Annotated in this window: 12 protein-coding genes; 9 read left to right on the forward strand and 3 right to left on the reverse strand. The window is 70.5% G+C overall.

The window, feature by feature from the left end; genetic code table 11:
* The first annotated feature begins 78 nt into the window (after positions 1–78).
* From ACFYP5_RS05860 to ACFYP5_RS05870, 3 genes are all read left to right on the forward strand, one after another.
* Positions 79–1,005, forward strand: a complete 927-nt coding sequence (locus ACFYP5_RS05860; protein WP_389031134.1) for an ABC transporter ATP-binding protein — start codon at positions 79–81, stop codon at positions 1,003–1,005.
* A complete protein-coding gene (locus tag ACFYP5_RS05865; protein ID WP_389031137.1) occupies positions 1,002–1,769 on the forward strand; it encodes an ABC transporter permease in 768 nt (255 codons plus the stop codon). Before ACFYP5_RS05860 ends, ACFYP5_RS05865 begins: the two co-directional genes overlap by 4 nt.
* A 79-nt stretch (positions 1,770–1,848) precedes the next feature.
* A complete protein-coding gene (locus tag ACFYP5_RS05870; RefSeq protein ID WP_389031139.1) occupies positions 1,849–2,862 on the forward strand; it encodes a heme A synthase in 1,014 nt (337 codons plus the stop codon).
* Between the two features lie 328 nt (positions 2,863–3,190).
* On the opposite strand, the gene ACFYP5_RS05875 is transcribed toward ACFYP5_RS05870, so the two are convergent.
* The 3 genes from ACFYP5_RS05875 to ACFYP5_RS05885 all read right to left on the reverse strand — a co-directional run bounded on the left by ACFYP5_RS05875 (position 3,191) and on the right by ACFYP5_RS05885 (position 5,865).
* Complete coding sequence (locus ACFYP5_RS05875) at positions 3,191–4,333, reverse strand: amidohydrolase (RefSeq protein WP_389031141.1); 1,143 nt, start codon at positions 4,331–4,333, stop codon at positions 3,191–3,193.
* Between the two features lie 120 nt (positions 4,334–4,453).
* The gene (locus ACFYP5_RS05880) at positions 4,454–4,816 is read right to left on the reverse strand and encodes a hypothetical protein (protein WP_389031144.1); all 363 of its coding nucleotides are present in this window, start codon (positions 4,814–4,816) and stop codon (positions 4,454–4,456) included.
* Positions 4,817–4,911: 95 nt separating this feature from the next.
* Complete coding sequence (locus tag ACFYP5_RS05885; protein ID WP_389031147.1) at positions 4,912–5,865, reverse strand: heme o synthase; 954 nt, start codon at positions 5,863–5,865, stop codon at positions 4,912–4,914.
* A 401-nt stretch (positions 5,866–6,266) separates the two neighbouring features.
* On the opposite strand from ACFYP5_RS05885, the gene tkt reads away from it, so the two are divergent.
* The 6 genes from tkt (at position 6,267) to ACFYP5_RS05915 (ending at position 13,298) form a co-directional block, all read left to right on the forward strand.
* Positions 6,267–8,369 (forward strand): transketolase, encoded by a 2,103-nt coding sequence (gene tkt / locus ACFYP5_RS05890; RefSeq protein WP_389031150.1) that lies wholly within the window; start codon positions 6,267–6,269, stop codon positions 8,367–8,369.
* 34 nt (positions 8,370–8,403) lie between these two features.
* Positions 8,404–9,522, forward strand: a complete 1,119-nt coding sequence (gene tal, locus ACFYP5_RS05895; protein WP_389031153.1) for a transaldolase — start codon at positions 8,404–8,406, stop codon at positions 9,520–9,522.
* Between the two features lie 5 nt (positions 9,523–9,527).
* Positions 9,528–11,060, forward strand: a complete 1,533-nt coding sequence (zwf, locus tag ACFYP5_RS05900; protein ID WP_389031156.1) for a glucose-6-phosphate dehydrogenase — start codon at positions 9,528–9,530, stop codon at positions 11,058–11,060.
* Positions 11,057–12,079 carry a glucose-6-phosphate dehydrogenase assembly protein OpcA gene (gene opcA / locus ACFYP5_RS05905; RefSeq protein ID WP_389031159.1) on the forward strand — a complete coding sequence of 341 codons (1,023 nt, stop codon included), beginning with the start codon at positions 11,057–11,059 and terminating at the stop codon, positions 12,077–12,079. Before zwf ends, opcA begins: the two co-directional genes overlap by 4 nt.
* Positions 12,076–12,858 carry a 6-phosphogluconolactonase gene (gene pgl / locus ACFYP5_RS05910; protein WP_389031162.1) on the forward strand — a complete coding sequence of 261 codons (783 nt, stop codon included), beginning with the start codon at positions 12,076–12,078 and terminating at the stop codon, positions 12,856–12,858. The genes opcA and pgl overlap by 4 nt, the downstream gene beginning before the upstream one ends.
* An 80-nt stretch (positions 12,859–12,938) precedes the next feature.
* On the forward strand, positions 12,939–13,298 hold the full coding sequence (locus ACFYP5_RS05915; protein ID WP_389031165.1) for a VOC family protein: 360 nt from the start codon (positions 12,939–12,941) through the stop codon (positions 13,296–13,298).
* Positions 13,299–13,432: the final 134 nt, after the last annotated feature.

A 13,432-nucleotide genomic window follows, 5' to 3' on the forward strand; every position in this document is an offset into this window, starting at 1 on the left:
GTGGAGTTCGTCACTTAGGGTCACCTAATTCGGCCCCGGGGGACTCGCCCGCCGGGCCGCTGCCTAGACTTACCGGCCATGAAGAACGAGCCGGTCGTGCAGATCCGTGGCCTGGTGAAGCGATACGGCACCAAGACCGCCGTGGACGGCCTCGACCTGGGCATACGCACCGGTGCGGTCACTGCCGTCCTCGGCCCCAACGGCGCCGGCAAGACCACCACCATCGAGACCTGCGAGGGCTACCGCCGGCCCGACGCGGGCACCGTCCGCGTCCTCGGCCTCGACCCGGTCACCGACGCGGCCGCGCTCCGCCCCCGGATCGGCGTGATGCTGCAGTCGGGTGGTGTCCACTCCGGAGCACGCGCCGACGAGATGCTCCGCCACATGGCGAAACTCCACGCCCACCCGCTGGACGTCGACACCCTGATCGAGCGCCTCGGCCTCGGCAGCTGCGGCCGTACGACCTACCGGCGGCTCTCCGGCGGCCAGCAGCAACGGCTCGCCCTGGCGATGGCCGTCGTCGGCCGCCCCGAGCTGGTGTTCCTGGACGAGCCGACCGCGGGCCTCGATCCGCAGGCCCGCCGCTCCACCTGGGATCTCGTACGGGAACTGCGCGCCGACGGGGTGTCGGTCGTCCTCACCACCCACTTCATGGACGAGGCCGCGGAGCTCGCCGACGATGTCGCCATCGTCGACGCGGGCCGGGTCATCGCCCAGGGCAGCCCGGAGGCGCTCTGCCGCGGCGGCGCCGAGAACACCCTGCGCTTCACCGGCCGCCCCGGACTCGACCTCGGCTCGCTGCTGAAGGCGCTGCCCGACGGCACGCAGGCGGCCGAGCTCACCACCGGCGGGTACCGCATCAGCGGCCAGGTCGACCCGCAGCTGCTGGCCACCGTCACCTCCTGGTGCGCGCAGCACGGCGTGATGCCGGACGGCATCTCCGTCGAGCGCCACACCCTGGAGGACGTCTTCCTGGAACTGACCGGCAAGGAGCTGCGCGCATGAGCGCCGGTACGTACACCCCGCGGCCCGGTGCCGCCCCGCTGCCCCGCATGATCGGTGCGCAGGCCGCGCTGGAGACGCGGATGCTGCTGCGCAACGGCGAGCAGCTGCTCCTGACGGTGATCATCCCGACGCTGCTGCTGGTGCTGTTCAGCGCGGTCGACATCGTGGACACCGGCGCGGGCAGGTCCGTCGACTTCCTGGCGCCCGGCGTTCTCGCGCTCGCCGTCATGTCCACCGCCTTCACCGGCCAGGCGATCGGCACCGGCTTCGAGCGGCGCTACGGCGTGCTCAAGCGGCTCGGTGCCTCACCGCTGCCCCGCTGGGGTCTGATGACCGCCAAGACCCTCTCCGTGCTGGTCACCGAGGTGCTGCAGGTCGTGCTGCTGACGGCGATCGCGTTCGCGCTCGGCTGGTCGCCGCACGGCAGCCCGTTCGCCGTCCTGCTGCTTCTCGTGCTCGGCACCGCGGCCTTCTCCGGGCTCGGGCTGCTGATGGCCGGGACGCTGAAGGCAGAGGCGACGCTCGCCGCCGCCAATCTGGTCTTCCTGCTGCTGCTGGTCGGCGGCGGGGTCATCGTGCCGCTGGACAAGTTCCCGGACGCGGTGCGGTCGGTGCTCGGGCTGCTGCCGATCGCCGCCCTGTCGGACGGCCTGCGGGACGTGCTCCAGCACGGCGCCTCGATGCCGTGGCGGGATCTCGGGATCCTCGCGGTCTGGGCGGTGCTCGGGCTGGGCGCCGCGGCGAAGTTCTTCCGCTGGGAATGACCACGGACGGAACGCTCCGGCCCGACGGTTCGGGGTAACTCGTCCCCCTCGTGAAAGCTTGCACAAGCCGCCGCTTACGATGGTGCGCGTGCCCAAGCTGACCCGAGCCGAAGTCGCTCAAGCCACGCGGAACCCGCTTCTCTGCATCGCCGAACGCTGGACTCCGTCCCCCCGGACGGTCCGCCGGGCGGCGATGTCGGCCGTCGTGATGGCCGTGCTCATCGTGGTGACCGGCGGCGCTGTCCGGCTCACCGGCTCCGGCCTCGGCTGCCCGACCTGGCCCAAGTGCACCGACGAGTCCCTGACCGCGACCAGCGCGATGGGCTTCCACGGCGCCATCGAGTTCGGCAACCGGATGCTCACGTACGTCCTGTGCGCGGCGGTCGGCTGGACGATCATCGCCGCCCGCTCGGCGAAGCCGTGGCGGCGCAGCCTCACCCGGCTCGGCTGGGCACAGTTCTGGGTGGTCATGGGCAATGCGGTGCTCGGTGGCATCGTGGTGCTCGTCGGCCTCAACCCGTACACCGTCGCGGCGCACTTCCTGCTCTCCACCGCGCTGCTCACGGTCGCCGTGGTGACCTGGCAGCGGGTCCGTGAGGGCGACGCCGAGCCCCGTCCGCTGGTGGGCAAGGCGGTCTCACAGCTGACGTGGCTGCTGACGGGCGCGGCCGGTCTGCTGATCGCGGTCGGCACGGTCGTCACGGGGGCCGGACGGCACGCGGGCGACTCCAGCGACGTCCACCGCATCCCGCTCGACTGGAAGATGATCGCGCAGCTGCACGCCGATCTCGCATGGGTCGTGGTGGCGCTGACGGTGGCGCTCTGGTTCGTGCTGAAGGCCGTCGACGCGCCGGCCGGCCCGCAGCGCCGCACCCGTGATCTCTTCCTGGTGCTGATGGCGCAGGGCGTGATCGGTTACGTCCAGTACTTCACCGACACCCCGGAGGTCCTGGTCGGGCTGCACATGCTCGGCTCGTGCCTGGTGTGGATCGCGGTCCTGCGGGTCCTGCTGTCGCTGCGCGAGCGCCCCTCGGCCGTCGCCTCCGTCCCCGGCCCCGCCGCCGAGCAGCCGGAGCCCGCAGCCGCCGGCTGAGCGCAGGGGCCTCGGGCTGCTGATCGTCCTGATCCCGCTCGGGGCCGCGCGCGCCCGCGCCTCGGTCCGGACCGCGGTGCACGAACGTGACGACGCCGCCCGCTTCGCGGATCGGGTGTACGCGACCGGGGATACAGGGACCGGACCTCGAGCACTGCCAGGGGTGCCGATACCTGCCGCCGCACACGGGCACGGGAGAAGGCCCCCGGTCATTTCGCGACGCCCACCCATGTCCGGTCTCCCGGCCGGGCCGGGAAACAGGGCGCCCGCTTCGCTCCGGCGGCCCCATCCCACGGGAAGGCCCCGCAAGGACAAGCGCTGACGCCCTTCACACCAGCCCGTACACCCTGCGCGCATTGCCGGAGGCGATCATCGCGGCGACCCGCGTGGCATCGGTACGCGACCACGCGCCGTCCGCCACCCAGCCGCCCAGCACCCGGCCGAGCGCCTCGCGGAACAGTCGCGCGCCCACCACATGGAGTTCCGGCAGCCCTTGGGCGCCGCTGGAGAAGAGCAGCTTGCCGAAAGGGGCCAGCTCGAGGATCTCCGCGAGGACGGCCGCGGCGCGCGCCCCCGTCCGGCTGAGGGCCGCGCCCACGTCGGCGTACACATGCGGATGGGCGCTCGCGAGCTGCGCGGCGTGCCGGTGGTACGGGTAGCTGTGCAGCAGCACCAGGTCGCTGCCGAGACCGGCCGTGGCGGCGGCGAAGCCCGCCAGCCGCTGCGGGTCGGTGGAGTGCAGATGGAACTGCAGCGGCCGCCCGCAGGCCACGGCGGTCCACAGCAGATGTCGCAGCAGCACCGGGTCGTCGGGGGTCGCGTACGGCGCACCATGGCCGCCACCGCCGGTGCGTGCCGCTCTGCGTTCCGCCTCCCGCCCGGCGAGCCACCGCCCGGCGGCACCGCGCACCGCGCCCGGCCCGGGCGGCCCCGGGTCGGGTTCCAGGCCGTGACGGGCGGCCGCGACGGAGGTGAAGGCGGTGGCGGAGGCGGCGGAGGTGTGCACGGCTTCGGCCAGGTTGACCAGGAAACTCTCGACGGTGCCCGAGGTGTCGGCGATCTGCTCGGCCAGCGACTCCAGGCGGACGAGCTCGCGGGCCTCGGCCCCGGAGGCGACGGCGATCTCGGCGGGGCCTGTCAGATCGCCGCGGAGGCCGGTGTCGACGAGATAGGTGGAGACGCCGGTGGCCCGCAGCAGCCGTCGGCCGGTCTCCAGCACGCCCAGTTCCCGGCGGCGGGCCAGGTAGCCGGCCGGCGGGCAGTGGGGTTCGAGGCCCAGCAGCGGAGGGCACCAGCGGCGCACGGCGAAGCCGGTCTGCGTGTCGAAGAAGGTGGTGCCGGGGGCGGGCTGCCCGCCTGCCGTGGCGGCCGTCGCCAGCCGGGCCTCGAAGGTGCCGAGGCCCAGCTCGGTCCGGAGCACGCCGTGGCAGTGCTGGTCGACCAGATCCGCCACGGGCAGTATGTCGGTCATCCGGGGCTCCCTGCGACGACGTGTGTGTACACGTCCTAACGGGTGAACCCGGTGTCAGGTGTTGCTCCTGCTCCACCGGGGTGCGCCCCGCACTCCGTCGGGTGCCGCCCGGGCGTCCGGTCAGGCCTTTTTGTTGGACGGGCCGCCGACCTGGATCCCGGCCATCCGCGTCCACTCGTAGGGGCCGGTGCGGACCTTGGCGGCGAACTCGCCGTCGAAGGACTCGTGCATCGTGATCCCGGCCTTCGCGGTGGCACTCTCGGCGACCGCGTACGACGGTGCGACGAGGTCGCCCCAGCCGCCGTCCCCGCCGACCAGGACGATGCGGGTGCCCATCTGCCCGATGTACGCAAGCTGCCCCTCGGCGCCGCCGTGCGCCTTGGCGAAGGCGCCGATCTGCTTGGCGAGCCTGGCTGCCCTGCGCTCCGCGCGGGCGGCCTGCTTGCTGTCGTCTACCTGCTGGGTTTCTGCCGTCTCTGCCATGCAACGGATGCTACCGACGGGTAGATCAACTGGCGACGGGCGGGTGACGTGGCATGGGCCACGTCACCCGCCCGTCGGCAGGAGCAGAAGCGGTGTCACCGCAGGAAGGGATCCACCGCGACGGCGACGAACAACAGCGAAACATAGGTGATCGACCAGTGGAACAGTCGCATCTCCTTGAGCTTGGCACCGGACACGCCGGCCTTGGCCCGGTTCTGCAGGCCGTGTGCCTCCCAGAGCCAGAACCCACCGGTCAGCAGCGCCACCGAGGTGTAGAACCACCCGGTGTAGCCGAGCGGGGTCAGCAGCAGCGAGACGGCCACCATCACCCAGCTGTAGATGACGATCTGGCGGGCGACCACCCGGTTGGAGGCAATGACCGGAAGCATCGGAACGCCGACCCGGGCGTAGTCGTCCTTCACCTTCATCGACAGCGGCCAGTAGTGCGGCGGCGTCCAGAAGAAGATGACGGCGAAGAGGATGACGGCGGCCCACGACAGCGAGTTGGTGACGGCGGACCAGCCGATGAGGACCGGCATGCAGCCCGCGATGCCGCCCCAGACGATGTTCTGCGCGGTGCGGCGCTTCAACAACATCGTGTAGACGACGACGTAGAAGAGCAGGGCACCGAGCGACAGCGCCGCCGACAGCCAGTTGACCAGCAGCCCGAACCAGACCGTCGAGATCACCGCGAGGGCGATACCGAAGGCCAGGCACTCGCGCGGGCTCACCATGCCCGTCACCAGTGGGCGCTGCGACGTACGGTCCATCAACGCGTCGATGTCGCGGTCGATGTACATGTTGAGCGCATTGGCACCGCCCGCGGAAAGATATCCGCCGATGGTGGTGGTGAGAACGAGCCACAGGTCGGGCACACCTTGAGCGGCCAGGAACATCACCGGAACAGTGGTGATAAGCAACAGCTCGATGATCCGCGGCTTGGTCAGCGCCACGAATGCCTTGACACGGGCCCCGAACGGGCGATGGCCCCCTGGGCTCGGAGTCAAGGCGACCCCTGCGGGTCGGGACTCGACGGCCGTCACGCACACCCCTGACAGAGAAATCCCAGCAAGCTCCGGGCATGAAGGCCCAGTGAAGACTTGCGCGAACCAGACCACTGTAGACGTTGGGGACAGGCCGTTCTTCGCGGGGGTGGGGTCGTGTTGGAGTGGCACAGAAGTGCTGTGCAGGAGGCGGTGCGGATGCGCCGCGCAGGAGAGGCGCATAAGTAAGGAGTGACGCTCATCGGAGTAGCGCAGAAGTGGCCGGTCGCGCTCATCGGAGTAGCGCAGAAGTGAGCCCTCCCGCTCATACGGGAGGCGAACTTCGCGGGTCGCCTGCACCCTGGAAAGCACCCGGAAATTGCGGCTTCTGTCGGGGGTAGGCTCGACAATGTCCGGTGCGGTCACAGTCACCGGTTTACAACAGTGGAGAGGAGCCCTGACTCAGGGTGAGCACCAAGCCGACCACCACAGACCTCCAGTGGACCGAATTGGACCAGCGGGCCGTGGACACTGTCCGCGTCCTTGCCGCCGACGCCGTACAGAAGGTCGGAAACGGCCACCCGGGTACGGCTATGAGCCTGGCTCCCGCCGCGTACACCCTTTTCCAGAAGGTGATGCGGCACGACCCCGCCGACGCGGACTGGACGGGCCGCGACCGGTTCGTGCTCTCGGCCGGCCACACCAGCCTGACCCTGTACATCCAGCTCTACCTGGCCGGGTACGGCCTGGAGCTCGATGACCTCAAGGCGTTCCGCACCTGGGGTTCGAAGACCCCCGGGCACCCGGAGTACGGCCACACCACCGGTGTCGAGACGACGACCGGCCCGCTGGGCCAGGGTGTCGCCAACGCCGTGGGCATGGCGATGGCCGCCCGCTACGAGCGCGGTCTGTTCGACCCGGAGGCGGCCCCCGGCACCTCCCCGTTCGACCACATGATCTGGGCCATCGCAGGTGACGGCTGCCTGCAGGAGGGCATCTCCGCGGAGGCGTCCTCGCTGGCCGGACACCAGAAGCTCGGCAACCTGGTCCTGCTCTGGGACGACAACCACATCTCCATCGAGGGCGACACGGAGACCGCGGTCTCCGAGGACACCCTGAAGCGGTACGAGGCGTACGGCTGGCACGTCCAGCGCGTCGCCCAGCTGCCCAACGGCGACCTGGACCCGGTCGGTCTGTACAACGCGCTGCAGGCGGCCAAGGCCGAGACCGGGCGTCCGTCGTTCATCGCGGCCCGCTCGATCATCGCCTGGCCGGCTCCGCACGCCCAGAACACCGAGGCCTCGCACGGCTCGGCGCTCGGCGACGACGAGGTCGCCGCGACCAAGAAGGTCCTGGGCTTCGACCCGGAGAAGTCCTTCGAGGTCTCCGACGAGGTCATCTCGCACACCCGTGAGGCGCTGGACCGCGGCCGCGAGGCCAAGGCCGAGTGGGAGAAGGCGTTCGCCGCGTGGCGCACCGCCAACCCGGAGCGCGCCGCCGAGTTCGACCGGATCTCGGCGGGCGAACTGCCCGCGGGCTGGGAGGACAAGCTTCCGGTCTTCGAGCCGGGCAAGGCGATCGCCACCCGCGCCGCCTCCGGCAAGGTGCTCCAGGCGCTCGGCGAGATCATCCCCGAGCTGTGGGGCGGCTCCGCCGACCTCGCCGGCTCGAACAACACCACGATCGACAAGACGTCGTCGTTCCTCCCGGTGGGCAACCCGCTGCCGGGCGCGGATCCGTACGGCCGAACGATCCACTTCGGTATCCGCGAGCACGCCATGGCCGGGGCCATGAACGGCATCGCGCTGCACGGCAACACCCGCATCTACGGCGGCACCTTCCTGGTGTTCTCCGACTACATGCGCAACGCCGTGCGTCTGTCCGCGCTGATGCACCTGCCGGTGACGTACGTGTGGACGCACGACTCGATCGGTCTCGGCGAGGACGGCCCGACCCACCAGCCGGTGGAGCACCTGGCCTCGCTGCGCGCCATCCCGGGCCTGAACATCGTCCGCCCGGCCGACGCCAACGAGACCTCCATCGTCTGGCGCGAGATCCTGCGCCGCTACACCAAGGTGTTCGGCAAGGGCGCCCCGCACGGTCTGGCGCTGACCCGCCAGGGCGTGCCGACCTACGAGGCGAACGAGGACGCGGCCAAGGGCGGCTACGTGCTCTTCGACTCCGAAGGGACCGACGGGCAGAGCGTGGAGCCGCAGGTCCTCCTGATCGGCACCGGTTCCGAGGTGCACCTCGCCGTCGAGGCGCGCGAGGAGCTGCAGGCAGCCGGCATCCCGACCCGGGTCGTGTCGATGCCGTCCGTCGAGTGGTTCGAGGAGCAGGACCAGGCGTACAAGGACAGCGTTCTGCCGCCGTCCGTGAAGGCCCGTGTCGCCGTCGAGGCGGGCATCGGCCTGACCTGGTACCGGTACGTCGGCGACGCCGGCCGGATCGTGTCGCTGGAGCACTTCGGTGCCTCGGCCGACGCCAAGGTCCTCTTCCGCGAGTTCGGCTTCACCGGCGAGCACGTGGCCGCCGCAGCACGGGAATCTCTCGCCGACGTCACGCGCTGACGCCGTTATACGACTAGTAGGAGATGCAATTCTCATGACAGACGCACTCAAGCGCCTCTCCGACGAGGGCGTGGCGATCTGGCTCGATGACCTGTCGCGCAAGCGGATCACGTCCGGCAACCTCGCCGAACTGATCGACCAGCAGCACGTCGTGGGCGTCACCACCAACCCGTCGATCTTCCAGAAGGCCATCTCGCACGGCGACGGTTACGAGCAGCAGCTCACCGACCTCGCGACCCGCAAGGTCACCGTCGACGAGGCCATCCGCATGATCACGACGGCGGACGTCCGGGACGCAGCCGACATCCTGCGGCCGGTCTTCGACGCCACGGACGGCCAGGACGGCCGGGTCTCCATCGAGGTCGACCCGCGGCTGGCCCACCACACCGACGCCACGATCGCCGAGGCCAAGCAGCTGGCCTGGCTGGTGGACCGGCCGAACACGCTTATCAAGATCCCGGCGACGAAGGCCGGCCTGCCGGCCATCACCGAGGTCATCGGCAAGGGCATCAGTGTCAACGTCACGCTGATCTTCTCGCTGGAGCGCTACCGCGAGGTCATGGACGCCTACCTGGCGGGCCTGGAGAAGGCGAAGGCCTCGGGCCTGGACCTCTCCAAGATCCACTCGGTGGCCTCGTTCTTCGTGTCCCGCGTGGACACCGAGATCGACAAGCGGCTCGACGCGGTGGGCACCGACGAGGCCAAGGCGCTGAAGGGCAAGTCGGCACTCGCCAACGCCCGGCTGGCCTACCAGGCGTACGAGGAGGTCTTCTCCTCCGACCGCTGGGCCGCCCTGGACAAGGTGCAGGCCAACAGGCAGCGTCCGCTGTGGGCCTCCACCGGCGTGAAGGACCCCGCGTACAAGGACACGCTGTACGTCGTCGACCTGGTCGCCCCCGGCACGGTGAACACCATGCCCGAGGCCACCCTGAACGCCACGGCCGACCACGGGGAGGTCACCGGCAACACGATCGCCGGCACCTACGCCCAGGCGCGGGCCGAACTCGACGCCGTCGAGAAGCTCGGGATCTCCTACGACGACGTCGTGCAGCTCCTCGAGGACGAGGGCGTCGAGAAGTTCGAGGCGTCGTGGATCGATCTGCTCAACTCCACCGAGGCGGAGCTCAAGCGCCTCGCCCCTTCGGAGGGCTGACCACTTTGTCTGGTGTTCCCGGAGCCAACCCGCTCCGTGACGCCCAGGACCGCCGGCTCCCGCGTATCGCGGGGCCGTCGGGCCTGGTCATCTTTGGCGTCACGGGCGATTTGTCCCGTAAAAAGCTGATGCCCGCCATCTACGACCTGGCCAACCGCGGCCTGCTGCCGCCGGGCTTCTCGCTCATCGGCTTCGCACGCCGTGAGTGGCACGACGAGGACTTCGCGCAGGAGGTCCACGACGCCGTCAAGCAGCACGCGCGTACGCCGTTCCGGGAGGAGGTCTGGCAGCAGCTCATCCAGGGGATGCGCTTCGTCCAGGGCAACTTCGACGACGACGACGCCTTCGAGACGCTCAAGGCCACCATCCAGGAGCTCGACAAGGAACAGGGCACGGGCGGCAACTTCGCCTTCTACCTGTCCGTGCCGCCGAAGTTCTTCCCCAAGGTCGTCCAGCAGCTCAAGAAGCACGGGCTGGCGGAGCAGAAGGAGGGTTCCTGGCGACGCGCTGTCATCGAGAAGCCCTTCGGCCACGATCTCGCCAGCGCGCAGGAGCTCAACCAGCTCGTGCACGATGTGTTCCCGCCCAACGAGGTCTTCCGGATCGACCACTACCTGGGCAAGGAGACGGTCCAGAACATCCTGGCGCTGCGCTTCGCCAACACGATGTTCGAGCCGATCTGGAACCGGTCGTACGTCGACCATGTCCAGATCACGATGGCCGAGGACATCGGCATCGGCGGCCGGGCCGGCTACTACGACGGCATCGGGGCAGCCCGTGACGTCATCCAGAACCACCTGCTCCAGCTGCTGGCGCTGACGGCGATGGAGGAGCCCGGCTCCTTCCACCCGAAGGCCCTGGTGACCGAGAAGCTCAAGGTGCTCACGGCGGTGGAGCTGCCGGCGGACCTGGGCAAGCACACCGTGCGCGGACAGTACGCGCACGCGTGGCAGGGCGGCGAGGAAGTGCTCGGCTACCTCGAGGAGGACGGTATCGACCCCAAGTCGAAGACCGACACCTATGCCGCGATCAAACTGACGATCAACAACCGCCGCTGGGCGGGCGTGCCGTTCTACCTGCGGACCGGAAAGCGGCTCGGCCGCCGGGTCACCGAGATCGCGGTCGTCTTCAAGCGCGCGCCGTACCTGCCCTTCGAGTCCGGTGCGACGGAGGAGCTGGGCGGCAACGCCCTGGTCATCCGGGTGCAGCCGGACGAGGGCATCACCGTGCGCTTCGGCTCCAAGGTCCCCGGCACCTCGATGGAGGTCCGGGACGTCACGATGGACTTCGCCTACGGCGAGTCCTTCACGGAGTCCAGCCCGGAGGCGTACGAGCGGCTCATTCTCGATGTGCTGCTCGGTGACGCCAACCTCTTCCCCCGCCACCAGGAGGTCGAACTCTCCTGGAACATCCTCGACCCGATCGAGGAGTACTGGGACAAGCACGGCAAGCCCGCGCAGTACGCGGCGGGCACCTGGGGTCCGGCCGAGGCGGACGAGATGCTCGCACGAGACGGACGGAGCTGGCGTCGGCCATGAAGATCGATCTCACGGAAACCACTTCCAGCAAGATCAACCAGGCGCTGGTGTCGGCCCGGCGCGCCGCCGGCTCCCCGGCCGTCGGCATGGTGCTGACCCTGGTGGTCGTCACCGACGAGGAGAACGCGTACGACGCCCTGAAGTCGGCCGGCGACTCCTCGCGCGAGCACCCCTCGCGCATCATCGCGGTGATCAAGCGGGTCAGCCGCTCGCCGCGCAGCCGGCGCGACGCACGGCTCGACGCCGAGGTGCGGGTCGGTTCCGACTCGGGCTCCGGCGAGACCATCGTGCTGCGACTGCACGGTGAACTTGCCAACCACGCCCAGTCGGTGGTCCTGCCACTGCTGCTGCCGGACGCCCCGGTCGTGGTGTGGTGGCCCGAGGGCGCGCCCGAGGACCCGGCCAACGATCCGCTGGGCGCACTCGCCCAGCGCCGGATCACGGACGCGTATTCGGCGGAGCACCCGAGCGCCGAACTGGCAGTGCGCGCCAAGTCGTACACCCCGGGCGACACCGATCTGTCCTGGACCCGCATCACGCCGTGGCGCTCGATGCTCGCGGCCGCACTCGACCAGAAGCCCGCCGAAGTCGTCTCGGCGACGGTCGAGGGCGAGTCCGAGAACCCGAGCTGTGAGCTGCTCGCCATGTGGCTCGCGGACCGGCTGGGCGTGCCGGTGGAGCGCACGCACTCCCAGGGTCCCGGTCTGACGGCCGTACGGATGCAGACCAAGGGCGGCACCATCGTCCTGGACCGGCCCGACGGTTCGCTGGCCACGCTCTGCATGGAGGGTCAGCCTGACCGCGCGGTGGCGCTCAAGCGACGGGACACCGCCGAACTGCTCGCCGAGGAACTGCGGCGTCTCGACCCGGACGTCATCTACGCGTCCGCGGTCAAGTTCGGCGTGGACCGGCTCGGCGGCACGGCGGAGCCGAAGCCCGGCGAGCCGGAGCAGCCCGCCTCGGCCGCCGCACCGGCAGCCGCGAAGAAGACTGCGGCGAAGAAGGCGGCAGCGAAGTGAGTGCCCCTCAGCTTGTCGTGCACCGCGACAAGGAGCTGATGGCGCAGGCCGCCGCGGCCCGGCTGATCACGAAGATCGTGGACGCCCAGGCCGCGCGCGGTCACGCCTCGGTGGTACTCACCGGCGGACGCAACGGCAACGGTCTGCTGGCCGCTCTCGCCGAGGCGCCCGCCCGGGACGCGATCGACTGGTCGCGGCTCGAACTGTGGTGGGGCGACGAGCGGTTCCTGCCGGAGGGCGATCCGGAGCGCAATGTCACGCAGGCCCGCCAGGCTCTGCTGGACTCGGTGCCGCTGGACCCGTCACTGGTCCATGCGATGCCCGCGTCGGACGGCCCCTGGGGCAACGACGCCGACGCCGCCGCGGCCGCGTACGCCGACGAACTGGCCGCCGCGGCCCGTCCGGAGGACCACGGCCCGGTGCCGACGTTCGATGTGCTGATGCTGGGCGTGGGCCCGGACACGCATGTCGCGTCGCTCTTCCCGGAGCTGCCCGCGGTACGGGAGACCGAGCGCACCGTCGTCGGTGTGCACGGCGCTCCCAAGCCGCCGCCCACCCGGGTCTCGCTCACGCTGCCCGCGATCCGGGCGGCGCGCGAGGTGTGGCTGCTCGCGGCCGGCGAGGACAAGGCGGAGGCCGCGGAGATCGCGCTGTCGGGCGCCGGGGAGATCCAGGCACCGGCGGCGGGCGCGTACGGACGCAGCCGCACTCTGTGGCTGCTGGACGCTGCGGCGGCCTCCCGGCTGCCGCGCGCACTGTATCCGCCGGCCTCTCCCTAAGCGGTCGTCAGCACCGCTGTACGTCGGGCCCGGTCCGCTCCCAGGGGCGGACCGGGCCTTCGCCGTGAAAGGCTCCGCCCATGGTGCGTATCGGAACCGTGGTGATGGGTGCGACGGACGTCCGCCGGGCGGCCGACTTCTGGACGGCGGCGCTCGGTCATGTGGAGCGTGAGCCGGCGACGGACGACTGGGTGGTGCTGATGCCGGCCGACGGGCAGGGCGTCGGGCTGGCCCTGGGGCTGAGCGAGACCCCCGTGCAGGAGGTCCCCCGGGTCCATCTGGATCTGTACACCGAGGAGCAGGACGCCGAGGTGCAGCGGCTGCTCACGCTCGGGGCGGCCCGGGTCGACTGGCAGCTGTATCCGCAGGACCCGGACTTCGTGGTGCTCGCGGACACCGAGGGCAACCGCTTCTGCGTCATCGACACGACGCACGGCTGACCTGGTCGGGCGGTCGGCGCGGCGCCGCCTTGGAAAAGGTCTCCAGCAGCCCTGGTAAGGCCTCGCAGGCGAAGCCGGTGCCCCCCTTGGGGGCCGCGGCCGCCGTACGAGCCACCCACGGGGAAGAGGACGGC

The organism is Streptomyces sp. NPDC005262, assembly GCF_042872425.1.
Classification (GTDB): domain Bacteria; phylum Actinomycetota; class Actinomycetes; order Streptomycetales; family Streptomycetaceae; genus Streptomyces.